Annotated in this window: 18 protein-coding genes; 12 read left to right on the forward strand and 6 right to left on the reverse strand. The window is 73.9% G+C overall.

What is annotated here, in order from left to right:
• Nucleotides 1-14: 14 nt before the first annotated feature.
• Together ACIQOE_RS22585 and ACIQOE_RS22590 are read right to left on the reverse strand one after the other, a co-directional pair.
• Entirely contained in the window at nt 15-1,088 is a 1,074-nt protein-coding gene (locus ACIQOE_RS22585; RefSeq protein ID WP_401413256.1) for an alkene reductase, read from the reverse strand.
• 305 nt (nt 1,089-1,393) lie between these two features.
• Entirely contained in the window at nt 1,394-2,059 is a 666-nt protein-coding gene (locus tag ACIQOE_RS22590) for a TetR/AcrR family transcriptional regulator (RefSeq protein ID WP_399010792.1), read from the reverse strand.
• A gap of 257 nt (nt 2,060-2,316) precedes the next feature.
• Between ACIQOE_RS22590 and ACIQOE_RS22595 the strand changes: the two genes are divergently transcribed.
• The gene (locus ACIQOE_RS22595; RefSeq protein WP_401413257.1) at nt 2,317-3,102 is read left to right on the forward strand and encodes an SDR family NAD(P)-dependent oxidoreductase; all 786 of its coding nucleotides are present in this window, start codon (nt 2,317-2,319) and stop codon (nt 3,100-3,102) included.
• A 145-nt stretch (nt 3,103-3,247) separates the two neighbouring features.
• Nucleotides 3,248-4,360 carry an ABC transporter permease gene (locus ACIQOE_RS22600; RefSeq protein WP_365576030.1) on the forward strand — a complete coding sequence of 371 codons (1,113 nt, stop codon included), beginning with the start codon at nt 3,248-3,250 and terminating at the stop codon, nt 4,358-4,360.
• Between the two features lie 84 nt (nt 4,361-4,444).
• Here the strand turns inward: ACIQOE_RS22600 and ACIQOE_RS22605 are convergent, their stop codons facing one another.
• Nucleotides 4,445-4,945, reverse strand: coding sequence for a MarR family winged helix-turn-helix transcriptional regulator (locus tag ACIQOE_RS22605; RefSeq protein WP_401413259.1), 501 nt, complete (start codon nt 4,943-4,945; stop codon nt 4,445-4,447).
• A gap of 726 nt (nt 4,946-5,671) precedes the next feature.
• Here ACIQOE_RS22605 and ACIQOE_RS22610 point away from each other — a divergent pair.
• From ACIQOE_RS22610 to ACIQOE_RS22635, 6 genes are all read left to right on the forward strand, one after another.
• Entirely contained in the window at nt 5,672-6,850 is a 1,179-nt protein-coding gene (locus ACIQOE_RS22610; protein WP_362645575.1) for an acyl-CoA dehydrogenase family protein, read from the forward strand.
• Nucleotides 6,851-6,859: 9 nt separating this feature from the next.
• Nucleotides 6,860-7,705 (forward strand): oxygenase MpaB family protein, encoded by an 846-nt coding sequence (locus ACIQOE_RS22615; protein WP_365576028.1) that lies wholly within the window; start codon nt 6,860-6,862, stop codon nt 7,703-7,705.
• 118 nt (nt 7,706-7,823) lie between these two features.
• Nucleotides 7,824-10,040: a tetratricopeptide repeat protein gene (locus ACIQOE_RS22620; RefSeq protein ID WP_401413262.1), complete on the forward strand. Its 2,217-nt coding sequence runs from the start codon at nt 7,824-7,826 to the stop codon at nt 10,038-10,040.
• 151 nt (nt 10,041-10,191) lie between these two features.
• On the forward strand, nt 10,192-11,757 hold the full coding sequence (locus tag ACIQOE_RS22625; RefSeq protein WP_401413264.1) for a phytoene desaturase family protein: 1,566 nt from the start codon (nt 10,192-10,194) through the stop codon (nt 11,755-11,757).
• A 110-nt stretch (nt 11,758-11,867) separates the two neighbouring features.
• Nucleotides 11,868-12,977 carry a nitronate monooxygenase family protein gene (locus ACIQOE_RS22630; RefSeq protein ID WP_351324135.1) on the forward strand — a complete coding sequence of 370 codons (1,110 nt, stop codon included), beginning with the start codon at nt 11,868-11,870 and terminating at the stop codon, nt 12,975-12,977.
• The gene (locus tag ACIQOE_RS22635) at nt 12,974-14,527 is read left to right on the forward strand and encodes an acyl-CoA synthetase (RefSeq protein WP_401413266.1); all 1,554 of its coding nucleotides are present in this window, start codon (nt 12,974-12,976) and stop codon (nt 14,525-14,527) included. Before ACIQOE_RS22630 ends, ACIQOE_RS22635 begins: the two co-directional genes overlap by 4 nt.
• A 15-nt stretch (nt 14,528-14,542) precedes the next feature.
• On the opposite strand, the gene ACIQOE_RS22640 is transcribed toward ACIQOE_RS22635, so the two are convergent.
• The 3 genes from ACIQOE_RS22640 to ACIQOE_RS22650 all read right to left on the reverse strand — a co-directional run bounded on the left by ACIQOE_RS22640 (nt 14,543) and on the right by ACIQOE_RS22650 (nt 20,085).
• Complete coding sequence (locus tag ACIQOE_RS22640) at nt 14,543-17,452, reverse strand: AAA family ATPase (protein WP_365576020.1); 2,910 nt, start codon at nt 17,450-17,452, stop codon at nt 14,543-14,545.
• Between the two features lie 175 nt (nt 17,453-17,627).
• Nucleotides 17,628-18,644 carry a (-)-alpha-amorphene synthase gene (locus tag ACIQOE_RS22645; RefSeq protein ID WP_401413269.1) on the reverse strand — a complete coding sequence of 339 codons (1,017 nt, stop codon included), beginning with the start codon at nt 18,642-18,644 and terminating at the stop codon, nt 17,628-17,630.
• Nucleotides 18,628-20,085, reverse strand: coding sequence for a cytochrome P450 (locus tag ACIQOE_RS22650; protein WP_401413270.1), 1,458 nt, complete (start codon nt 20,083-20,085; stop codon nt 18,628-18,630). Before ACIQOE_RS22650 ends, ACIQOE_RS22645 begins: the two co-directional genes overlap by 17 nt.
• Before the next feature lie 274 nt (nt 20,086-20,359).
• Here ACIQOE_RS22650 and ACIQOE_RS22655 point away from each other — a divergent pair, with 274 nt between their 5' ends.
• The 4 genes from ACIQOE_RS22655 (at nt 20,360) to ACIQOE_RS22670 (ending at nt 25,111) form a co-directional block, all read left to right on the forward strand.
• A complete protein-coding gene (locus ACIQOE_RS22655) occupies nt 20,360-21,862 on the forward strand; it encodes an acyl-CoA synthetase (RefSeq protein WP_351324142.1) in 1,503 nt (500 codons plus the stop codon).
• Nucleotides 21,863-21,944: 82 nt separating this feature from the next.
• Nucleotides 21,945-23,483: a metallophosphoesterase gene (locus tag ACIQOE_RS22660; RefSeq protein ID WP_401413272.1), complete on the forward strand. Its 1,539-nt coding sequence runs from the start codon at nt 21,945-21,947 to the stop codon at nt 23,481-23,483.
• 9 nt (nt 23,484-23,492) lie between these two features.
• Nucleotides 23,493-24,212, forward strand: coding sequence for a class I SAM-dependent methyltransferase (locus ACIQOE_RS22665; protein WP_351324146.1), 720 nt, complete (start codon nt 23,493-23,495; stop codon nt 24,210-24,212).
• A gap of 62 nt (nt 24,213-24,274) precedes the next feature.
• Nucleotides 24,275-25,111, forward strand: coding sequence for an alpha/beta fold hydrolase (locus ACIQOE_RS22670; protein WP_399010775.1), 837 nt, complete (start codon nt 24,275-24,277; stop codon nt 25,109-25,111).
• The last annotated feature ends 41 nt before the right edge of the window (nt 25,112-25,152 follow it).

Here is a 25,152-nt window from a genome sequence, read left to right on the forward strand (position 1 = left end):
GCTCCCGGGCCGGGTCAGCCGAGGGCCGGGTAGTCCGTGTAGCCGGTGTGGTCGCCACCGAAACTCGTCGACATGTCAGGGGTGTTGTAGGGGCCGCCCCGGGCGAGGCGGGCGGGCAGGTCGGGATTGGCGAGGAAGAGGGCGCCGTAGGCGACGAGGTCGGCCGTGCCGTCCTCGATCAGGGCCAGGGCGCCCGGTCCTGTGGGCTCCGTACCGCTGGCGGGGTTGAGGACGAACGCGGTCGGCCAGGCCTTGCGCAGGCGCAGGGTGAGGTCACGGACGCCGGGGACCTCCATCTGGTGCAGGTAGGCGAGGTTCAGCGGAGCGAGGGCGTCGACCAAGGCGCCGTACGTGGCGTCGAGGTCGGTGCGGTCGCTCTCGTCGATGTCGTTGTACGCGTTGCCGGGCGAGAGACGGAAACCGGTCCGGTCGGCGCCGATGGCGTCGGCGACGGCCCTGGCGGTCTCGACGGCGAACCGGATCCGGCCCTCGGGGCCACCGCCCCACGCGTCCGTGCGGACGTTGGAGTTCGGCGCGAGGAACTGGTGGATGAGGTAGCCGTTGGCGCCGTGCAGCTCCACGCCGTCGAAGCCGGCCTCGACGGCGTTGCGCGCCGCGTCGGCGAAGTCCGCGATCGTGTCCCGGATCCCGTCGTCGGTGAGTTCCTTCGGCGTGACGAAGTCCTGCGGACCGGCGTGCGTGTAGACCTGGCCCGCGGCCCTGACCGCGGAGGGTCCGACGGGTGTACGGCCCATCAAGGTGGGGTGGCCGACGCGGCCGGTGTGCATCAACTGGAGGTAGATGACACCGCCTTCGGCGTGCACGGCGTCGGTGACCCTGCGCCAGCCGGCGATCTGCGCCGCGGAGTGGATGCCCGGCGTGTCGGGGTAGCCCTGGCCGATCGCCGACGGCTGGGTGCCCTCCGTGACGATCAGTCCGGCGCCGGCGCGCTGGGCGTAGTACTCGGCCATCAGGTCGGTCGGGCTGTTGCCCTCCCCGTAGGCGCGGGAGCGGGTCATCGGTGCCATCACGATCCGGTTGGCGAGGCGCTTGCCGCCGAGTTCGGTCGCTTCGAAGGCCTTCGACATGATCATCATCCTTGGTCGGGTGGAACACCGGCCGCCGGAAGCGGCCGCTTGCGGACGGACTCGGGGGGCGATGAGCCGCCTGAGCCGTTTACTGTCCGAACAAGTAATTTCGGGATTCGCTTCCAGAGTGATGTGTGATCTGGGTCACTTGAGTCGAAGGGGGGGTCTTCGTGGTGGCGGAGATGTGCCAGCTGAACTGCCAATTTCGGTGACGCGCCGGAATGAGACCCTGAGGGTGTCTGGGGCGTCCGGCGTGAGGGAGAGATACCTGCTCGGACAATCTTTCTCATCCGACCTGAACGGTGTCAGTCGGTTCCCGTGCCGTCGAGCAGGTGAGCCGTGATGTCCTCGTGCGTCGGGGACGGCGGCAGCGGGCGCGAGTCGTTCGGGCGCAGGCCGTCCACGAAGATGCGCACATGGCGGGTGGCCAGGGCCTTGGCCTGCTCCGCCGGCAGGTACGGCATGGGGCGGCAGACCATCGCGCCGGTGGTGATCAGGTCCATGTGCGTGACGCCGGACCGGATCGCGCCCCGCGTGCGGGCCTGCGCGAGCACCTCGTCGAGGAGCGGCGCGATGCGGCGCTGGAGTTCGATCGCCTCGGGGCTGGTGGCGACCGGGCCGCCGATCAGCGGGAGGACCAGCGTGTCCCGTGCGTCGACCAGGCGGAGCAGGAACCCCTCGACGGCCGCCAGGGGATCCTGCGGAGCGGTGTCCAGGGCGCGCCGGGCGGCCTCGGCCACCGTGGCGAACCCGTCGAGGACGACCTGCTGGACGAGGGCTTCGCGGTCCGGGAAGCGGCGGTAGAGCGTGGCGATGTTCACGCCGGCGCGGCGGGCGATCTCGTCCAGCGGGGCGGCGGTGCCCAGCTCGCGGAAGGCGGTCCGGGCGGCGGCGAGGATCTGCGCCCGGTTCCGGGCCGCGTCCGCCCGCAGCCGGGGTGCGCCGCTGCCGCCAGCCGTGCCGGAAGCCACCGTGAGCCCGTCCTTTCCCGATCGCGCCGACCGGTCGTGATCGTCGCGGGCCGACGCGTCGAGACTACGTCAGCCGGAATCCCGAACCCGCTAAACGAAGGATTTCCTGCGCTTGATGTTACGGTGGACGTGCCGTCGCAGCCCGGCGGCGTCCTGACGCCCATGCCCCGGGCGCGGTGCGGACCTCCCGTCGGAGCCGGACACCGCGGCCGTCGGCCACCGAGCCAGCCGTCACCTTTCCTTGGAGAAGAGCAGTGGTGTCATCCGCGCAGCAGGCACGATTCGAAGGCAAGGCGGCGGTCGTCACCGGCGGCAGCCGCGGCATCGGCGCCGCCGTCGCCAGGCGGCTGGTCCAGGAGGGTGCGGCGGTGGCCGTCGGCTACCGGGGCAACGAGGAGGCCGCGGCCGCGCTGGTCGCCGAACTGACCGAGGGCGGCGGCCGGGCCCTCGCCGTCCAGGCCGACGTCGCCGACCCGGAGCAGACCCGGGCGCTGGTCGAGCGCGCGGTCGCCGAGTTCGGCCGGCTGGACGTGCTCGCGTCCTGCGCCGGTGTCGAGCACTTCGACGCGCTGGAGCGGATCACCCCGGCCGACTTCGACCGGATCTTCGCGGTCAACACACGCGGACAGCTGTTCGCGGTCCAGCACGCCGCGGCCCACCTGGGCGAGGGCGGCAGGATCGTGCTGACCTCGTCGGTGAGCGCGTCGAAGGCGTTCTTCGGGCACACCCTGTACGCCGCGAGCAAGGCGGCGGTCGAGTCGATGGTCCTGAACCTGTCCGCGGAACTCGGGCGCAGGGGCATCGCCGTCAACGCCATCGCGCCCGGCGGCACCGCCACGGACATGGCCCGCGAGCACGGCGCCAGCTATCTGCACCCCGACCTGGCCGGGAAGCAGGACCTGGACGACTGGCTCCGGGTCGGCGTCGCGCTGCGGCGGCTCGCGGAGCCCTCGGAGATCGCCGCCGGCTACGCCTTCCTCGCCTCCTCCGACGCGTCCTACATGACAGGCCGCACGCTTCGACTCGACGGCGGCATGTTCTAGCAGGGCGGGCTTCCACGGACGCGGACCCCGGCCCCGGACCACCGGCCGGGAACCTCCGCCGACGAACCCCCCAACCCCCTGACCCCTTTCGCGGCAGACCGCACGGCGCGCCCGCGTCCCCTCAGATCCGGAAAGCACCCGCCCCATGCACCACGGCATACAGCCCTCCGTCAGCGTCCCGCCCCAGACAGCCCCGTACGCCCCGGACATCGAGCCCGCCGAGCACGTGCGGCACGCCCGGCACGCACTGGTCGACTCCGAACCCGGGCTGCCCGCCCCGGTGCTCGCCGCGGCAGCCGGCACCCGCAAGGCGGTCCTCGTGCCGGTGCTCACCGCGCTGGCGATCGGCACCGTGTTCGTCGCCGTGTACCTCGCCGCCTTCCACGCCCCCTCGGCCCGCCACCAGCCCGTCGGCATCGCCGCCTCCGACAAGGTGGCCGCACGCACCGAACTGGCCCTCAACAACGCGGCCCCGGACGGCTACACGTTCTACCGCTACCCGGACGCCGCGGCCGCCCGCCGGGCCATCGCGCACGACCAGGTGCCGGCCGCGCTGGTCACGGACGACCGCGGCACGCGCCTGCTGGTCGCCGGCGCCGAGGGGCCGTCCACCGTGTCCAGCCTCGCCACGGCGGTGACCACCGCCGTCGGCAAGCCGGTCCCGGTCAAGGACGTCCTGCCCCTGGCGGCGGGAGACGCCCGCGGACTGTCGGTGTTCTACGCGGCCTTCGGTGTCGTCCTCGCCGGGTTCCTCTTCGCCGTCTCCTCCTACCAGATCGCGCCACGCCTCAGGCTGGCCGTCCGTGTCGCCTCGATGCTGGTCTTCGCCGCCGCCTCCGGCCTGATGGTGGCCCTGATCGCGCACACCGGCCTGAGCGCGCTGCCCGCACCGTTCGCGGTGGTCACCCTCGTGGTCGGCCTGCTGGCGTGGGCCGCCGCCGCGGCCGCCGGAGTGCTGCTGCGGGTGTTCGGACCGCTCGGCATGCCGGTCGCCTCCGTGGTGCTGCTGATCCTCGGGAACGCCACCTCGGGCGGCATTCTGCCGACCACCTTCCTGCCCGCCTGGCTCTCCCCGCTCGCCACGGTCCTGCCACCGGCCGCGGCGGTACGCGGACTGCGGGGCGCCGCCTACTTCCACGACGCGCATCTCACGGGCGCCGTCGCGACCCTCGCCGCGTGGGGCCTGGGCTGCCTGGCCCTCCAGTACCTGCTGGACCGCGTCGCCGCCCGCCGCCAGGACCTCGCGGCGGCGCGCTGACGGCCCTTCCGACGGGCCGACGGTCTCCCGGCCCGGACGCCGGAGACCGCGCGGCCCCTTCCCGGTCGCGGGTCCCGCGCCCGCTCAGGTCTGCTGCGACGTGGCGCGGGCGAGGTTCTCCTCGATGCGGCGGAGGACCTCGACGGCCTCCGCCTGTCGCTCCGGGGTCATGCCCTCGGTGGCGCCGGCCTCCAGGTCCAGCCAGACCCGCTCCACCTCGGCCCGCAGGGCGTTGCTCGCCGCCGTGGGCTCGATGATGGTGACCCGCTTGTCGGTGGCGCAGGGGAAGCGGCGCACGAAGCCCGCGTTCTCCAGCCGCCGGACGGTACGGGTCATGGTGGCGGCGTCGGAGCCGAGCAGCCGGACCAGATCGGTCTGCCGCTGCGGGCCGCGGTCCCACAGCTGCATCATGACCAGCTCCTGACCCGGGTGCAGCCCCACCCGGCGCAGCAGCTGACCGGCCAGCATGCGGTGCAGCCGGGCCACCCGGAAGATCGCGTGGTTGAGTGCCCCGGCCGCGACCGAATCGGGCATGTGCACATCCGCCGGTGCCGCGGTGTCGGCGCCGTACTCCGGCTGGCTCATGGGATTCCTCGCGTGACCTGCGCAGTTGACCGAACGGCTAGAGGCTACCGCGAAGCGCGCCCCGACCCCGGCCCCGGTCCGGATCCCGCCCGGCGCCGTACCACTCGCGCCCCACGGCCCAAGACCCGCTACCGTACCGCCCGCGGCCCAGGGCCTACCGCCGCCCGGCTCGGGGCCCTCGGCCTGCGTCCCGCGGCCCTCCGCCCCGGCCCCTGGCCCTCGGCTCCTGGCTTCCGGCCGCCCGGGCCTCCGCCCCACGGCCTGCGTCCCGCGGCCCCCTGGCTCCTGGCTTCCGGCCCCCTGGCCTCCGCCCCACGGCCCCCGGCCTCTGGCAAGCCCGCGGCTACCGCCGCCCGGCTCGGGGCCCCCGGCCCCCGGCCTCCGGCCCCTGGCCTCCGGGCCTCCGTCCCGCGTTCCGCGGCCCCCGGCCCCTGGTCCCCATGGCCCTCGCCCCCGGGGGCCTCCGTCCCGTGTGCCGTGTGCCGTGTGCCGCGGCCCGCGGCTCCCGGTCCCGGCCCCCGGCCCCCAGCCCCTGGCCTCCGGCCCCCGGCCCCCGGCCCCCCGGCCCTCGCCCCCCGGCCCTCGCCCCCCGGGCCTCCGGCCCCGGCGCGCCCCTCCCCCCATGCCGCGGCCACGCCGCCCGTACCCGCGTCGCCATTCCCAATTTCTGGAACACGTTCTACGGTGTGCGCCGTCAGGACCGCCCGTGGGGAGCCTGGAGGCGCCGTGCACCTCGACCACACGCCCGAGCAGCAGCGGCTGCGCACCGAACTGCGCGCCTACTTCGCCGGCCTGGTGCCGGACAACGCCTACGCCCGCTACGCCGACCCCGCCGCGCAAAAACGCTTCTACCGGGAGACGGTCCGCCGGCTCGGCACCGACGGCTGGCTCGGGGTCGGCTGGCCGGAGGAGTACGGAGGCCGGGGCCTGACCGCGATGGAACAGTTCATCTTCTTCGACGAGGCCGCGCAGGCCGGCGTCCCGCTCCCGCTGATGGCGCTGAACACCGTCGGCCCGACGATCATGCGCTATGGCACCGACGAGCAGAAGGCGTACTTCCTGCCCCGCATCCTCTCCGGCGAGATCGACTTCGCCATCGGCTACAGCGAACCCGACGCCGGCACCGACCTGGCCGCCCTGAAGACCCGGGCCGTGCGGGACGGCGACGAGTACGTGGTCGACGGCCAGAAGATCTGGACCACCAACGGCGACACCGCCGACTGGGTCTGGCTCGCCACCCGTACCGACCCCGCCGCGCCGCCGCACAAGGGCATCACCATGCTGCTGGTGCCGACCACCGACCCCGGCTACTCCTGCACCGTGATCAACACCCTCGCCTCGCACGACACCACCGCCAGCTACTACGAGAACATCCGGGTCCCGGTCTCCCGCCGGGTCGGCGAGGAGAACCAGGGCTGGCGGCTGATCACCAACCAGCTCAACCACGAACGGGTCACCCTCGCCGCCCACGGCACCATGGCCATCCGCGCCCTGCACGACGTCCAGCGCTGGGCCATGGAGACCAAGCTCGCCGACGGCCGCCGCGTCGTCGACCTGCCCTGGGTGCGCCGCAACCTCGCCCGCACCCACACCCGCCTGGACGCCATGAAGCTGCTGAACTGGCAGATGGTGACCGCCGTCCAGGACGGCACCCTCACCCCGCAGGACGCCTCCGCCGTCAAGGTCTACGGCTCCGAGGCCCGCCGCGACGCCTACGCCTGGCTGATGGAGATCGCCGCCGCGGCGGGCCCGCTGAAAGAGGGATCGGCCGGCGCGGTCCTCCACGGCGAACTGGAACGCGGCTACCGCTCGGCGGTCATCTTCACCTTCGGCGGCGGCAACAACGAGATCCAGCGCGAGATCATCTCGTGGATCGGACTGGGGATGCCGAGGGTCCGGCGTTAGTCTGCGGTCATGGCGGGCGATCCCGGGCTGTTCACGCCGGACTCCGTGACCTGGCAGGCGCACGGCGACCCGATGATGTGGATCGCCGGGATCCGCGCGCTCTACCTCCAGGCCCTGCACCCGCGCGCGGTGCGCGGAGTGATGGAGAACTCCGACTTCCGCAAGGACGCCTGGGGCCGGCTGATGCGGACCGCGTCCTTCGTCGGCACCACCACCTACGGCACCACGGAGGCCGCCGAGCGGGCCGGGGCCCGGGTGCGCAGGATCCACGGCATGCTCGGCGCCACCGACCCGGACACCGGCGAACGGTACGGCGTGGACGACCCGGACCTGCTGCTGTGGGTGCACTGCGCCGAGATCGACTCGTACCTGCACGTCCTGCGCCGCTCCGGGTTCCCGCTCACCGGCGCCCAGGCCGACCGCTACCTCGCCGAGCACCGGATCAGCGCCCGCCTGGTGGGCCTGGACCCCGCGGCCGTACCCGGCGACCGGGCGTCCATGGCGGCCTACTTCCGCGAGGTGCGGCCGCTGCTCGCCGCCGGAGCGGACGCACGCGCGGTGGACGACTTCCTGCTCCGCCCTCCGGCCCACCCGCTCCTGATACCGGCGCGCGAGGTGCTGTGGCGGCGCGTGGCCCACCTGGCGTACGCCTCCCTGCCGCCGTACGCCCACGAGCTGTACGGCAGACCGGCCCCCGAGCCCGCCGTCGTGACCCGGCGGCTGCGCGCCACCGGCACCCTGCTGCGCTGTGTTCCCGCACGTCTGCGCTGGCAACTCCCGCCCAAACACATCCTGCGCGCGATGGCGAGGCTCGGCCCGCACGCGCGCCCGGCACCGTACAAAATCGGGCGTTAGGCCGCCATACTGGGCGACCGGGGGAGTGGGTCACGGAACGGGCCGGTTCGGCGCGGCCGCACCGTGACGGCGACCCCGGGGGAGGGCGGAGCTGTACGACGGGGGGCGGCGGCGCGCGATGGCTGACACCAGGCTGGTCCACGGGCGGTACCGGCTGCTCGACCTGATCGGCCGGGGCGGGATGGGCGAGGTGTGGCGGGCCCGCGACGAGTCCCTCGGACGGCAGGTCGCCGTCAAGTGCCTCACACCGCCGGGCCCGCACCACGACCAGGCCTTCGCCGACGTCCTGCGGGAACGGTTCCGCCGTGAGGCGCGGGTGGCCGCCGCCCTCTCCCACCGCGGAGTGACCGTCGTGCACGACTTCGGTGAGTACGACGGTGTCCTCTACCTCGTCATGGAGCTGCTGGACGGCCGCGACCTGAGCCGGCTCATGGCGGACAACGGGCACCGTCCGCTGCCCGTCGGCGACGTCGTCGACATCGCCGAGCAGGTCGCCGCCGCCCTCGCCCACACCCACGGGCAGGGCATCGTGCACCGGGACCTGAAACCCGCCAACATCATGATGCTCACCGACGGCACGGTGAAGCTGTGCGACTTCGGCATCGCCCGCCTCGGCCACGACATCGGGCTCACCTCCCGGCTGACCGGCACCGGCATCGCCATGGGCACCCCGCACTACATGTCGCCGGAACAGATCGGCGGGGCCGAGGTCGACCGGCGCAGCGACCTGTACTCCCTGGGCTGCGTGCTGTATGAGATCGCCACCGGGGCGCCGCCGTTCGACCTCGCCGACGCCTGGGCGGTCCTCATCGGCCACCGCGACACCCCGCCCGCCCCGCCGCGCACCCACCGCGCCGACCTGCCGGGCTGGTTCGAGGAACTGGTCCTGGACCTGCTGGCCAAACGGCCCGAGCAACGTCCCTTCGACGCCCGGGAACTGGGCCGGCGGATCAGCGCGGGGCGGGCGGCGCCCGAGTACGTCCCGACCGTCGTCGGCGCGCGGCCCCGGTTCCGGTCCCCGGCGCCGCGCGAGCCCCGGCCGCCGTCCTGGACCCGGTCCATGACCACCGGTCCCAAGGCGACCGGCACCGGTCCGCGCACCACCCCGCCCGACCCCGCGGCCGGGCTCACCCAGGAGTGGACCACCCGCGCCACCGAACCCCTCCTCGCGCCCGCCGTCCCCGATCCGCGGGCCGTCACCGCCCTGGCCGGCCGCCACCGGGCCGGACTCGGCCTCGGACGGCTCGGCCGCTGGGCCGAGGCCGGTCAGGCGCACCGGGCGGTCGCCGCCGCACGCGCCCGCCTCCTCGGCCCCGGCCACCCGGACACCCTCGCCAGCCGCTACGAGATCGCCTTCGCCCTGAGCCGCACCGGCCGCGCGGCCGACGCCCTGCGCGAGTACACCGAGGTCGCCAGGGCCCGGGAGCGCGCACTCGGCGCCGACCACCCCGACACCCTCGCCGCCCGCCAGGAAACGGCCTACGTGCTCGGCCAGTTGGGCCGACACGTCGAGGCCCACCAGGCGTACACCGCCGTACTCGCCGACCGGCGGCGGCTGATGGGCCCCGACCATCCCGACACCCTGCGCTGCCGGCACAACCTCGCCTTCAACCTCAGCCGGCTGGGCAGACTCGAGGACTCGTACCGCATGGCCCACGACGTGGCGCTCGCCCGTGCCCGCGTGCTCGGCCCGCAGCACCCCGACACCCTGGTCACCCGCTACGAAGTCGCCTACGCGCTCGGCCGGTTGGAGTGCTGGGAGGAAGCCCTGGCGGCCTACCGCGAGGTCGCCGAGGCACGCGCGCTGACCCTCGGCCCCGACCACCCCGACACCTTCGCCGCCCGCTACGAGGTGGGGATCAGCCTCGGCCGCCTGGGGCGCTGCGCCGACGCGCTCGCCCTCTACCGGGCCTTGATCGAGGACCGCACCCGCGTCCAGGGCCCCGACCACCCCGAGACGCTCCGGGCCCGCCACGGCCTCGGCGTCAACCTGGGCCGCCTCGCCCGCTGGGCGGAGGCCCTCGCGGAGTCCCGGGAGGTGTGCGCCGCCCGCGCCCGGGTCCTCGGCCCCGACCACCCCGACACCCTGGTCAGCCGGCGGGAGGTCGCCGTCGGCCTGGGCTGGCTGGGCCGGTGGGCGGACGCGCTGGCGGAGTACCGGTACGTCGCCGGCGCCCGCGAGCACGCCCTCGGCCCGGACCATCCGGACACCCTCGCCGGCAGGAACGACGAGGCGCACTGCCTGGAGCGGCTGGGCCGGGGCGAGGAGGCCGCGGAGCTGTACCGCAGGGTCGCGGTCCTGAGGCAACAGCGGGCTCCGAGCGGACAGATGTGACCCGCCCCGACGGCGCGCGGCGCCCCCGGTGTGCGCTCCGCCGGGCGGGCGCGGCCGTCCGCACACCACCGGCGCTGTCCGAACGGCCCTCCCCGTGCGGCGATCCGGCACGCCTCTTACCTGACTAGATCATCGTGTGTTACGAAGAAGCATGCCCCCTGCCTCCGAAACATCCCGGACCTACGACACCGTCATCGTCGGCGGTGGCCACAACGGCCTGGTCGCGGCGGCCTACCTGGCCCGGGCCGGGCGCAGCGTACTGGTGCTGGAGCGGCTGGCCCGCACCGGGGGCGCGGCCGTCTCCACCCGCCCCTTCGCCGGTGTCGACGCACGGCTGTCGCGCTACTCCTACCTGGTCAGCCTGCTGCCGAGGAAGATCGTCCGTGATCTGGGCCTGAACTTCCGGGTCCGCGGCCGCACCATCTCCTCGTACACGCCCGTGGAGCGGGGCGGCCGGCCCACCGGACTGCTCGTCGGCGGCGGCGAACGCCGTATTCGCGAGGCGTTCGAACGGCTGACCGGCGGCAAGGAGGAGTACCAGGCCTGGCAGCGGTTCTACGGCATGACCGGCCGGGTCGCCGAGCGCGTCTTCCCGACGCTCACCGAGCCGTTGCCCACGCGCGAGGAACTGCGCCGCCGGATCGACGACGAGGCGGCCTGGCGCGCTCTGTTCGAGGAACCGATCGGCGTCGCCATCGAGGAGAACTTCACCGACGACCTGGTCCGCGGGGTCGTCCTCACGGACGCTCTGATCGGCACTTTCGCCGACGCCCACGACCCGTCCCTGCGGCAGAACCGCTGCTTCCTCTACCACGTCATCGGCGGCGGCACCGGCGCCTGGGACGTGCCGGTCGGCGGCATGGGCGCCCTCACCGACGCGCTGGCCGCTGCCGCACGCGCGGCGGGCGCGGTGCTCGCCACCGGGCACGAGGCGGTACGGATCGAGACGGACGGCCGCACCGCCGAGGTCGCCTACCGCACCGCCGACGGCGAAGGCACCGTCGGCGCCCGGAACGTCCTGGTCAACGCCTCCCCCCAGGAACTCGCCGCGCTGACCGGCGATCCGGCCCCGGAGCCCGCCGAGGGCGCCCAGCTCAAGGTGAACATGCTGCTGAAGCGGCTGCCCCGGCTGCGCGACACCGCCGTCGACCCGCGCGAGGCGTTCTCCGGCACCTTCCACGTCGCCGAGGGCTACGGACAGCTGGCCGCCGCCCACGCCGAGGCCGCGGCCGGCCGCCTCCCGTCCGCGCCGCCCTCGGAGATCTACTGCCACTCCCTGACCGACCCGACGATCCTCGGCCGTGACCTGGTCGAGCGCGGCTACCAGACCCTCACCCTCTTCGGCCTGCACACCCCCGCCCGCCTCTTCGACGCCGACAACAACGCCGTGCGCGCGCAACTCCTCAAGGCCACCGTCGCCCAGCTCGACGCCCACCTCGCCGAACCCCTCGTCGACTGCCTCGCGCTGGACGCCGACGGCCGCCCCTGCATCGAGGCCAAGACCCCCCTGGACCTCGAACGCGACCTGCGCCTGCCCGGCGGCAACATCTTCCACCGCGACCTGTCCTGGCCCTACGCGCAGGACGGCGCGGGCCGCTGGGGCGTGGAGACCCGGCACGCCAACGTCCTGCTGTGCGGGGCGGGCGCGGTGCGCGGCGGAGGGGTGAGCGGGGTGCCCGGGCACAACGCGGCGATGGCGGTGCTGAAGGGGGAGTGACGGCCGCCCCGCCGCGGTCGGCGGGCCGCGCGCGAACCGGTGCCGCAGAAATCTGACGGAGCATCAGAAAAGCTCTTCCGTCGGCCGGACGACTGCGGCATCCTGCGCCCATGCAGACGGAGCTGAGCAAGACCCTCGGAGTCGAGCACGCCGTCTTCGGCTTCACGCCCTTCCCGGCCGTCGCCGCGGCCATCAGCCGCGCCGGCGGCTTCGGCGTGCTCGGCGCGGTCCGCTACACCGCACCCGACGACCTCAAACGCGACCTCGACTGGATCGAGAAGCACGCCGGCGGCACGCCGTACGGGCTCGACGTCGTGATGCCGGCCAAGAAGGTGGACGGCGTCACCGAGGCCGAGGTCGAGGCGATGATCCCGGACGGGCACCGGCAGTTCGTGCGCGACACCCTCGCCGCGTACGGGGTGCCCGAGCTGGCCGAGGGCGAGGCCTCCGGATGGCGGATCACCGGCTGGATGGAACAGGTCGCCCGCACCCAGCTCGACGTCGCCTTCGACTATCCGATCCGGCTGCTCGCCAACGCCCTCGGCTCCCCGCCCGCCGACGTCATCGCACGCGCCCACGACCAGGACGTCCTGGTCGCCGCGCTCGCCGGCAGCGCCCGGCACGCCGTCAAGCACCGGGACGCCGGCATCGACGTCGTCGTGGCACAGGGCTACGAGGCCGGCGGCCACACCGGCGAGATCGCCACCATGGTGCTCACCCCCGAGGTCGTGGACGCCGTGGCCCCGCTGCCCGTGCTCGCGGCGGGCGGCATCGGCAGCGGCCCGCAGGTGGCGGCGGCCCTGAGCCTCGGCGCCCAGGGCGTCTGGCTGGGTTCCGTGTGGCTGACCGTCACCGAGGCCGACCTCTCCTCGCCCGCCGTGACCCGCAAACTGCTCGCCGCCGGCTCCGGCGACACGGTCCGCTCCCGCGCCCTGACCGGGAAACCGGCCCGCCAGCTGCGCACCGAGTGGACCGACGCCTGGGACGACCCGAACGGTCCCGGCACCCTCCCGATGCCGCTGCAGGGCCTGCTGGTCGCCGAGGCCGTCTCCCGCATCCAGAAGTACGAGGTCGAACCCCTGCTGGGCACCCCGGTCGGCCAGATCGTCGGCCGTATGACCGACGAACGCAGCGTCCAGGCCGTCTTCGACGACCTCACCCGAGGCTTCGAACGGGCCGTCGACCGCATCAACCGCATCGCCGGAAGGAGCGCCACGTGACCAGCACGCCCCCCGCCGGATTCTGGGCCCAGGCCGCAGCCGAGCCCGACCGCACGGTGCTCGTCGCACCCGACGGCGAGGAATGGACCGCCGGCCGCCTGCACGCCGCCGCCAACCGCCTCGTCCACGGACTGCGCGCCGCGGGCCTGGAACGCGGCGACGCCTTCGCGGCCGTCCTGCCCAACGGACCCGAGTTCTTCGCCGCCTACCTGGCCGCCAGCCAGGCCGGTCTCTACCTCGTGCCCGTCAACCACCACTTCGTCGGCCCCGAGATCGCCTGGATCGTCTCCGACTCCGGCGCCAAGGTGCTGCTCGCCCACGAACGCTTCGCCGGCGCCGTCCGCCAGGCCGCCGACGAGGCCGGCCTGCCGGCCACCCACCGGTACGCGGTCGGCGAGATCGAGGGCTTCCGGCCGTACGCCGAACTCCTCGACCGGCAGCCCGAGTCGGCGCCGGCCGACCGCGAACTCGGCTGGGTCATGAACTACACCTCCGGCACCACGGGCCGCCCCCGCGGCATCCGCCGCCCGCTGCCCGGCAGGCTCCCCGAGGAGGCCTACCTCGGGGGCTTCCTCGGCATCTTCGGGATCAGGCCCTTCGGCGACGACGTCCACCTGGTCTGCTCGCCGCTCTACCACACGGCCGTCCTGCAGTTCGCGGGAGCGTCCCTGCACATCGGCCACCGCCTGGTCCTCATGGACAAGTGGACGCCCGAGGAAATGCTCCGCCTGATCGACGCGCACCACTGCACCCACACCCACATGGTCCCCACCCAGTTCCACCGCCTGCTCGCCCTGCCCGCACCGGTGCGCGCCCGCTACGACGTCTCCTCCATGCGGCACGCCATCCACGGCGCCGCGCCCTGCCCGGACCACGTCAAACGGGCGATGCTCGACTGGTGGGGGCCCAGCGTCGAGGAGTACTACGCGGCCAGCGAGGGCGGCGGCGCCTTCGCCACCGCCGAGGACTGGCTGAAGAAGCCCGGCACGGTCGGCAAGGCCTGGCCGATCAGCGAACTCGCGGTCTTCGACGACGACGGCAACCGGCTGCCACCCGGTGAACTCGGCACCGTCTACATGAAGATGAACACCGGCGGCTTCTCCTACCACAAGGACGTGGCCAAGACGGCGAAGAACCGGATCGGCGACTTCTTCACCGTCGGCGACCTCGGCTACCTCGACGCGGACGGCTACCTCTTCCTGCGCGACCGCAAGATCGACATGATCATCTCCGGCGGGGTCAACATCTACCCCGCCGAGATCGAGTCCGCGCTCCTGTCCCACCCCGCCGTCGCCGACGCCGCCGCCTTCGGCATCCCGCACGACGACTGGGGCGAGGAGGTCAAGGCCGTCGTCGAACCCGCGCCCGGACAGGAACCCGGTCCCGCCCTCGCCGCCGCCCTGCTCGCCCACTGCGCGGAACGCCTCGCCGGCTACAAGCGGCCCAGGACCGTCGACTTCATCACCGAGATGCCCCGCGACCCCAACGGCAAGCTGTACAAACGACGGCTGCGCGACCCGTACTGGGAGGGCCGCACCCGCCAGGTGTGACGCCGGGCGGCGGTGTCAGACCATTCCGTGCGGACGGTCGTCCAGGAACTCGGCGAGACCGGAGGCGTCGGTGCCGATCTTGCGGTAGACGCGGGACAGCAACTGCCGTACGCCCTGCTCGGTCAGGTGCAGTTCCTTGGCGACCACGGCCACCGGCTGGCCCCGCACGGTCAGTTCGGCGGTCCTGTGCTCCTGGGCGGTCAGCGCGTCCGCCTGCGGGTAGCGCAGCGGCAGCGGACGCAGCCCGGCCGCCGACAGCTCACCCCTGGCGCGGGCGGCGAGCGCCTCGGCACCGCAGTGCACGGCGCCCTCCAGACCCTCGTAGAGCCGGTCCGCGGCCTCCTGCACGCGCCCGGCACGGGACAGCGCGGCACCGTGACCGACCTGGGCACGGGCCAGTTCGTAGGCGGCGGGCGACTGCTCCAGGTGGGCCACGGCCTCCGCGTACAGATCGACGGCCGCGGGACCGCCGGTCACCTCGGCGAGGGTGTGCAGGGCCTGGCCGACGGTGGAGGCGGCACCGAACTCCCGGGCCCGCCGCACGGCTTCGCGGGCGTGCCCGACCGCCTCCCGCGGGGCGGCCGGGGCCAGCGCGGAGGCCAGCCGCAGCTGCCACGGGCACCAGGAGGGGTTGCGCCAGGCCCGCCCGTCCAGCCACTCCCCGACCGCGGACAGCAGCGGCGCCGCCTCGGCGTGCCGTCCCTCCGCCAGCAGCAGTTCCGCGTACACGGTGCGCGGGTCGGGATAGATGACGGCGTTCGGTGCCGTATCGCCGAAGTGGTGCCGGTCGGCGAGCGCACGGGCGTCGCCCACCCGGCCGCGCGCCAGCAGCGTCTGGATCAGGATGCCGACGGCGAACCACTGGGCGGGCACCGCCCCTTCGACCCGGTCCGCGATCCGCAGCCCCCGCAGTTCGAGGTCCTCGGCCTCGGCGAGGCAGCCGCGCCGGTAGCGGATGTAGCCGGCGAGGGTGTGCCCGAGGGCCAGATGGGAGCCGCACCACCCCTTGGCCGCGCACTCGGCGATCCCCGTGCCGAACAACTCCTCGGCCCGGCGCGGCCGGTCGCCGTACATGAAGACCAGCGCGACCGAGGCGGGCACCTCGAAGCCCCGGTTCTCGTCGGTCCAGCTCATGCCGCCGCGCAGGGCCCGCTCGGCGTACCCGAGCGCGGTCCGCCGCGGTTCGCCCCGCATGACCGCGTCCCAGGCCCGCAGGCCCAGGATGTACCGCTCCTCCAGGCGTCGGCCGGGCAGTTTCCCGGCCAGCCGTGCCAGCGTGCGGGAGCGCGACGGCGAGTCCCGGTCGTCGGTGCGGAACATGCCCCAGACGAACTGGTCGGCCTGCATGCGCAGTTTGACGCGGGGATTCGGGGCCTGCCGCGCCTCCTCGGTGGCGACCCGCTCCGCCTCCGCCATCTGGTCGGTGTGGGCCAGCGCCTGGGTCAGCCGGAAGACGACGGAGGCGCGCAGATCGGGATCGACGTCGGGTTCCGCCAGCGCCTGCCGCAGATGCCGCACGGTGGCCGTGGGCTCGACCAGGAAGGTGGCGCAGGCCAGTTCGTGCAGGATCGCGGCCCGGTCACGGGGACGCGGCGGCTCCTGCAGCGCGCGGGTCAGCAGCCGCCCGGCCGCCTCGGTGGCTCCCGCGCGCAGGTACGCGCGGGCGGCCTCGCGCAGGCACTCGACCGTCTCGGTGCTGCCGTCGCAGGGCACCTCCAGCAGATGGCGGGCCGCGGTGGCGGCGTCGTACCCGGCCGCCAGGACCGCCTGCGCGGCGGCGTCGTGCAGTCCGGCCCGGAAGTCCGTGCCGATCGACTGGTAGATCGTCGTGGCGATCAGCGGATGCACGAACTCCAGCTCGCCCTCGGGGCCGTGGCCCTCCGCCAGGATCCGGGCCGCGCGCAGCTTGCGGACCGCCTCGGTGGCGGCCTGCTCGCCGAGCACCGCGATGGCGGCGGCGAGCCGGGGCGAGAAGGGCGACCCCAGCACGGCCGCGGTGTGCGCGAAGCGCACGGTCGCGGTACCGAGCCGCTCCAGCCGTGCGATCAGTCCCGGACCCTTGATCGCCGCGGCGAGTTCCCGCATCGTCGGCAGGTCGTCGCCCGTGCCGCCGAGGTTCCGCTCGGCGAGCCCGATGGCCAGCTCCACCGCTTCGAAGGGGCTCCCGCCGGTGGCCAGCCAGCACTCCTTGCAGAACCGGTCCTCGGCCGTCTCGCCGATCTCGTTCCTGACGATCTGCGCCACACCGTCGGCGGTCAGGGGCGCCAGACCGTGCGGCCGCTCCCCGTGGTCCGCGAGGAGGGCACGGAGTCCGAGCGCCTCGGGCGGCAGTTCGTCGGGCCGGTAGGCGACCACGATCAGCAGCGGCAGGTCCTCGACGCGCGCGGCGAAGGAGGCGAGCCAGGCCAGGGACTCGGTGTCCGCCCAGTGCAGGTCGTCCAGCAGCAGGACGACGGGCGCCTGCTGCACCGTCAGTCGCGTCATGACCCAGTCCAGGCCCTCGCGCACCCCGGTCGGGTCCGGCGCCGGCACCGCCCCGCGCGCCTCCAGGCCGAGCACGGCGGCGACGACGTCGTACCAGCTGCCGAGGAACGCGTGCAGCTGCGCTTCGTCCATCCGCGCCAGCGGGGGCTGCATGAGCTGCCGTACGACGCGGAACGCCGAACCCTGTTCCGACTCGCCGCCCCGGCCCGACAGCACGGTGAGACCGGACGCCGCGGCCCGGGCGCGGGCCTCCGTGACGAGCGCCGTCTTGCCGAGCCCCGCCCGGCCGGTCAGGGCGAGCATCCCCCTGCGCCGCACACGCGGCGCACCGTCCGCACTGCCCCGGAGCTCGCGGAACGCGGCATCGAGGGCGTCCAGTTCCCGCTGGCGTTCGATCAACCTCCCTCTGTCGGTGATCGGTTGGCGCTGCTCCGTCGCCATGTGCCGTATCGCTTTCTGTCGTTCGGCCCGGGGGAGCCGAGCGTACGCCCAGAGCAGGTAGGGCCGACCGGATTGGGCACCTTAGGGTGAATCATGGGCAGCGGGCGGGATAATGTCCGATCTTCGGGTATAGGGCTCCGATGGCCGGGCCCCGGCGGCGCCGACGGCGGGCGCGTCAGGGTGCCTGTGCGACGGCCGGCACCGACACCGTGTCCGCGTACCGCGGCACGGTCCTGGACCAGTGGTAACAGCCGCGGATCCAGCCGATCATGCCCTCCACGTAGCCGATGCCCGCGGGGCTCAGCTCCGGCTCCACCTCGGCGTACAGGCGCTGGAACTCCTCGATCGTCGCGTTGATCTGACGGACGGCCAGCAGGACGGCGGTCTGCAGGGAGCAGCGGTGCGCGCGCTGGTGGGCCAGGGCCAGGTTGATCAGGCCGCCGGAGCGCTGCTCCTTCACCGCGGAGAACAGGTCGGGGATCCACACCGCCGCGTCGGCCGACAGCCGGCGCAGCCGCTGCACGGCGGGGTGGTGGAGTTCGGCGGCGGACAGCTCGTTTGGCTGTGCCGCCTCGCACAGCGGGTAGAACGGCTCGACGCCCGCGGTCAGCGACCGGATGGAGGTGCAGTCGCCGGTCCCCACGAAACGGGGCTGAGCCTGCGCCACCGCTTCGTAGAGCAGGCCGTGCACGTATTCGCGGCCGGCCCAGGACCATCGCGCGGCCTGCCCGGGGGTGCACCGCTCCCGGACCTGCCGGTACAGGTCGGCCAGGGCCGCGCCGAGCGGGGTGGCGGGCGGCCGGTCGTCCCGCAGCACCGCGACGCTCTCGCACAGCATGGGCACCAGCCCGCCCGGTGAGCCGCCGCCGACCTCCTCGGCACGGTCGTCGAAGACGAACTGGTAGGCGATCTGGAGGGCCACGATCCGCAGCAGCCCGGCGTCCATGGCGGGACCGTTGTAGGAGGCGAGCTGGGCGGGCCGGGTGCGGGCGATCATCGCCGCCACGCCCGGCTCGCCGGCCAGGCCCCACGCGCTCAGCCAGGTGTCCACGGCGGCCGCGGCCTCGGCCTCGTGCGGGTTGCGCCCGAAGGGGAAGGGCATGTGGAGGTGGGTGTCGATCAGGTCCCGGAGATTGGCGGCCGGGGGGTCGGCCAGGACACCGGCCGTGATGTCCTCATGGATTGCCGACAACGTGATCACCTGCCGTTCGGGAGTCGGGGACGCGCGGGGCGGCACCGGCCCCGGGCGCGGTGTCCGGCCGTCGGTGGGAGCGGGCCTCGTAGGTCATGACGAGGGAGCGCGGGCCCAGCGTGATCGCGGGGCGGGGTGCCCGTTCGGCGGCGCCGGGCAGATGGCGCAGGCGCCGGCGGCCGGCGATGGTGGCGAGGGCCAGGGTGATCTCCGCCATGGCGAACTCGTCGCCCAGGCACTTGCGGTTGCCCGCGGAGAACGGGATGGTCGCGCGGCGCTGCGAGGCCGTGGGCCGCCCCGGCAGCCAGCGGTCCGGGTCGAAGCGCTCGGGGTCGGGGAACCACGACGGATCGTGGTGCAGCAGGTAGGGGCTGTAGAGGACGGTGGCACCCGCGGGCAGCCGGCGGCCGGCGAGTTCCGTCTCCCGGGTGGTGACCCGGGTGAAGAGCCAGCCGGGCGAGGAGTGGCGCAGCGTCTCGGAGACGACGCACCGGGTGTACACGAGGTGCGGCAGGTCGTCGGGGCCGGGACGGCGGCCGCCGGGGAGGACGGCGTCGAGTTCCGCGTGCAGCCGGCGCTCCGCCCGCGGGCTGCGGGCCAGCAGCCCGAAGGCCGCGGCCAGCGCCAGCGCGGAGGTCTCGGCGCCGGTGAGCAGGAGGGTGATCAGGTGGTCGTGGATCTCCTGGGCGGTGACCGGCGTCGGCCGCCCCTCGTCGCGGGCGGCCGCCAGCAGCGTGCCGAGCACGTCGTCGTGTCCGGTGTGCGGCCCGCGCCGCGCGATCGCCGTGTCGATGATCGCGTGCAGGCGGGCCAGCGCCCGCCGGTAGCGGCGGTTGGCGGGTGTCGGGAGGCGGAAGAGGACGTCGATCGGGACGACCGTGCGCAGGAACAGGCCGCGGACGACGGCCGCGAGGCAGTCCCGCACCTCGGCGGTCGTCCGGTCGTCCAGGGAGTCGGAGAACAGGACCCGGCTGATCACCCGGGTGGTGAGGGTCGTCATCGCCTCGGTGACCGCCACGGTCCCGCCGGGCCGCCATTCCTCGCACACCGCCGCCGCCTCCTCGGTGACGAGGTCCGTGTGGGCGGCGATCCGGGAGGAGCGGAAGGCCGGTTGCAGCAGCCGGCGCTGGTCCCGGTGGTCCGGCTGGCCGCAGGTGACCAGACCGTCGCCCATCAGTTTCCCGAGCCGGTCGTAGAGCGGGCCGCCTTTGTCGAAGGTGTGCGGATCCATGAGCATCTCGTGCGTCAGTTCCGGGTGGCACACCATCCAGGCGCGCTGCGGACCGAGGCGTAACTCGACCAGATCTCCGTGTGCCGGTAAAGAATTCAAAAACGCCAGCGGTCGACGGTAGAAGGCGATACCGTGACCGAGGAGAGGGAATATGCCGGGAGCAGTACCTGCTGTCCATGTCCGTTTGTGCTCAGGCGCAGCGCGGTTCATGAAAACCTCCTGCCCGGTGCCTCACGTGAATGCGACTGAACCTGCTTCGGGTTGAGCGCCCGAGACAACTCCTGCCCAGGTTCCTCGTTCCGTGGTCTTCCGAAACCCTTCTCCAAAGGGGCGCACGGAAGCACGCGGAAGCAGAATCCGCCGGGCCCGGACGACTTCTGTGGCACGGGACGCCGACCGGGACGAAGCCGTCGGATCAGGCCGCGCGCGGACCCGGTGCCGCGGCGCTTGACCTCTCCCGGCGACGGACCGAGGATCAAGGGTCATGACGCACGGACAGGGCAGCACGGTCGACGGGGTGCTGCGCCGCAGCGCCCGGCGCACCCCCGCACGGGTGGCGCTGGAGTACGGCGACCGCCGGTGGACCTACCAGGAACTCGACGACGCCGTCTCCCGGGCGGCGAACGTCCTGCTCGGCCAGGGCCTGAACCGGGGCGACCGGGTCGCCGCCTACGGACACAACTCCGACGCCTACCTGATCGCGTTCCTCGCCTGCGCCCGGGCCGGCCTCGTGCACGTGCCCGTCAACCAGAACCTGACCGGCGACGACCTCGCCTACCTCATCGGCCAGTCGGGCAGTTCCCTGGCGCTCGCCGACCCCGGCCTCGCCGGCCGGCTCCCCGGCGCGGTGCGGGTCCTGCCGCTGCGGGACACCGACGGCTCGCTCCTGGACCGGCTCGCGGACGCGCCGCCGTACGACGGCCCCGAACCCCGCACCGAGGACCTGGTGCAACTGCTCTACACCTCGGGGACCACCGCACTGCCCAAGGGCGCGATGATGACCCACCGGGCCCTGGTGCACGAGTACCTGAGCGCGATCGCCGCCCTCGACCTGAGCGCGGGCGACCGGCCCGCCCACGCGCTGCCCCTCTACCACTCCGCCCAGATGCACGTCTTCCTGCTGCCCTACCTCGCGGTCGGCGCCACCAACGTCGTCCTGGACGGCCCGGACGGCGACACCCTCTTCGACCTGATCGAGACCGGACGCGTGGACAGCCTCTTCGCGCCGCCCACTGTGTGGATCGGCCTCGCGAACCGGCCCGACTTCGGCTCACGCGACCTCGGCGGACTGCGCAAGGCCTACTACGGTGCGTCGGTCATGCCGGTGCCGGTCCTGGAACGGCTGCGTGAACGCCTGCCGCACCTGGCCCTGTTCAACTGCTTCGGGCAGAGCGAGATCGGGCCGCTGGCCACCGTCCTGGCACCAGAGGAGCACAAGGGGCGGCTGGACTCCTGCGGCCGCACCGTGCTGTTCGTGGAGGCCCGGGTGGTCGGCGAGGACGGCGAGGACGTGCCCGACGGCACTCCCGGCGAGATCGTCTACCGGTCACCGCAGCTGTGCGAGGGGTACTGGGAGAAGCCGGAGGAGACCCAGGAGGCCTTCCGGGACGGCTGGTTCCACTCCGGCGACCTCGCGGTGCGCGACGCCCACGGCTACTTCACCATCGTCGACCGGGTGAAGGACGTCATCAACTCCGGTGGCGTACTGGTCGCCTCACGGCAGGTCGAGGACGCCCTCTACACCCACGAGTCGGTCGCCGAGGCCGCCGTGATCGGCCTGCCCGACGCACGGTGGATCGAGGCCGTCACCGCGGTCGTCGTGGCCCGCGGCGAGATCGCCGAGGCCGACCTGATCGCCCACGTGCGGGAGCGGATCCCCGCCTTCAAGGCGCCCAAGCGCGTGCTGTTCGTGGAGGCGCTGCCCCGCAACGCCAGCGGGAAGATCCTCAAACGGGAACTGCGGCAGCGGTTCGGCGAGGCCACCTGATGCCCCAAGACGTCCGGTTCCCCACCCCGCGCGGCCTCCGGCGCCACCTCCGCCGTTCACCGGTGGTGAGCACCTAGCAGACATGCGCTGCTGCCTCCCCGTCCCCCTCGGCGCACTCGCGGGCATCCCAGGCCCCCGCGAGATGCTCCGCTCCGGTCTCCTGCTCGCGCCCGCCCTGCTCAGGTCAGTCACCGCCCCCGCACCCCGCCACGCCCGCTCCCCGGCCGCCGTCCACCTGGAACTGGTCACCCTCACCGAGGACCGCGCCGTCCTCACCTGGCACACCGCCCAGCCCGGCACCGACGACGGCACCGGCCGCCCGCTGCCGGCCGTCACGGAGGGCGAGGTCGTCTACGGCACCCGTCCCGGCCGCCTGGACCGCACGGCGGGCGAGGACCGTCCCACCGCCCACCACCACGTCGAACTCACCGGCCTGGAACCGGGCCGGACGTACTACTACCAGGCCCGCTCCCGGGGCGTGGCCGCCACGCCCACCGCACTGCACCTGGTGCGCGGCAACGCGGCCGGCACCTCACTCCACGGCCTAGGCACGCCCGGCGGCCCCTACTCCTTCACCACCCCGCAGCCCCCGCCCGGCCGCCACCTGCTCTCCGTCGCCCTCTGCAACGACCTGCACATCGGCGAGACCGTCGCCGGTCTGGTGGCCGGCGTGCCCTTCCTCGGCGGAGTGGCCCAGCAGCCCGGACTCACCGCCTACCCGGAGCTGATGAGCCGCGCCGTGGTGGACGAGGCCCGCGGCCGCGGCGCCCAGCTGCTGCTGGCCGCCGGGGACATCTCGGCCGGCGGCCGGCCGCACGACCTGGCGGCGGCCCGGGCGATCCTGGACGGCTTCGGCACCCACCGGCGGGACTACTTCGTGGTCCGCGGCAACCACGACCGCGGCGCCGAAGCAGCCGCCGGCTTCCACCGTGCCTTCGGCGCACCGGACGGCCCCGGCTTCTTCGAACACGACGTGGGCGGACTGCGGATCATCGGGCTCGACACCTACGACAAACAGGGCAACGGCGGCGACGCGGGCGGCCTCGGGCCCGAGCAGCTGTCCTGGTTCGGCCGCCGCCTGCGGGCCGACCGGGACCGGCCCACGGTGGTCTTCGGACACCACCCGCTCACCGTCCGGGACGCCCTCTTCCCGGTCGGCCCCGGACAGCGCCTCGGCCGCAGCCAGGCACGGGCGATCCTGCGGGCCTACGCCGCCGCTCCGGGAGTCTTCCTCCACCACGCCGGACACACCCACCGCAACAAACGGTCCCAGGTGCCCCACGCCCCGCAGGTGACCCTCCAGGAGGTCGGCGCCGCCAAGGAGTACCCCGGCGGGTTCGTCCTGCTGCGGATCCACTCCGGCGGCTACGCCCTCAACTTCTTCCGGGCCCGCCCACCCGAGGCCCTGGAGTGGAACGAGCGCAGCCGGCGGCAGGCCGGAGGACTGTGGCCCCACCACGCGCTCGGCCGGACGGTCGCCGACCGCAACAGCGTGACCGTCCGTGACCTGTCCGGCATCGGCCGGCTCACGCAGCCGTCCGCGCCGTCCCGTTCGTCCCAAGGGATGACGGCCGCGCCGACCCCCCGTCCGGATGTGGCCCGTGGCACGCCGCCTCCGTAGCGTGGCCGCATGTCGACCCTGTGGGACCTCATGCACGACTGCATCCCTGACGACCACGCCCGTCAGGTCACCTCCCGCTACTACCTCGACGAGGCCATGAGCTCGCCGCGGGCACCGGACCGGGTGGTCGACCTCGGCTGCGGGCGCGGCACCTCGGCCGGGCTCTTCCGCCGCCACGCCCCCCACGTGCGGTGGGTGGGCGTCGACATCCGCGAGTCACCGGAGGCCGCCCAGCGCACGCCCGGCGGCGACCCGGTGGTCCACTTCGACGGCGTCAACATGCCGTTCCGCTCCGGCGCCGTGCCGCTGATCTACTCGCACCAGGTCTTCGAGCACGTCGCCCGGCCGAGGGAACTGCTCGCCGAGGTCGGCAGGGTGCTGCGTCCGGGCGGCCTGTTCATCGGCAGCACCTCCCAGTTCGAGCCCTACCACTCCTTCAGCCTCTGGAACTACACGCCGTACGGCTTCCGGGTGCTGGTCGAGGAGGCCGGGCTGGCCCTGGAGGAGATCCGGCCCTCGCTGGACGGCGTGACCCTGATCATGCGCACCTACCACTCCGCGCGGAAGAAGGAGTACGGCCGGTTCTGGCAGCAGGAGTCGCCGCTCAACACGGAGATCGACACCTGGGCACGCAAGAGCGGGCGCCACACCGCCCTGGTGAACCTGCGCAAGCTCACCTTCTGCGGCCAGTTCGCGTTCCGGGTGAGCAAGCCGCACGCGCACGGGTGACCGGGCCGCCGTCCGCTGCCCTGCGTTGCGGCACGCCACCGCCGTACCCGATGATCGACGCCATGCCCACCTTCACCGCCGGGGACGGCACCCGCCTCGCCTGCCACGTCCGTGGCGAGGGCGAACCCCTCGTCGTGCTGCCCGGCGGACCCATGCGCGCCTCCGCCTACCTCGGGGACCTCGGCGGCCTCGCGGCCCACCGCCGGCTGATCCTGCTCGACCTGCGCGGGACCGGCGACTCCGGCGTGCCCGCCGACCCGGCGTCCTACCGCTGCGACCGGCAGGTCGAGGACGTCGAGACGGTGCGGGCCCACCTGGGACTCGACCGCATGGACCTGCTGGCGCACTCGGCGGGCGCGAGCCTGGCGACCCTGTACGCGGCGGCCCGTCCGCACCGGGTACGGCGGCTCGCGCTGATCACCGGCAACCCCTCGGCCCTCGGCCTGCGGACCACCCCCGAGGACCGGCTGGCGGCGGCCCGGCTACGGGCCGCGGAGCCCTGGTTCGGTGCCGCGTATCCCGCCTTCGCCGCCTGGCTGGACGGCACCGGCGACTTCGACGAGGTGTTCATGCCGTTCTTCTACGGCCGCTGGGACGACACCGCCCGCGCCCATGACGCGGCGGGCGAGGAGCAGACCAACGACGAGGCCGCCGCACGGTACTTCGCCGACGGCGCCTTCACACCCGAGGCGACCCGCGCCGCCCTGCGCGCTCTCGCCGCCCCCGTGCTGCTGTACGCGGGCGCACTCGACGGCGGCCCCGCACCCGCCCTGGTCCGGCGCGCCGCCGAGGCCTTCCCGAACGCCGAGGTGACCGTCCAGCCCGGCGCCGGCCACTACCCCTGGCTCGACGACCCCGCGGAGTTCGTCCGCCGCGCGGCCGCCTTCCTGGACGCCTGAACCCCACCCGCCCGTCCGGCCGGACGCCGGCGCCCTCACCT

Source organism: Streptomyces sp. NPDC091282 (assembly GCF_044757385.1).
Lineage (GTDB): Bacteria > Actinomycetota > Actinomycetes > Streptomycetales > Streptomycetaceae > Streptomyces > Streptomyces gramineus.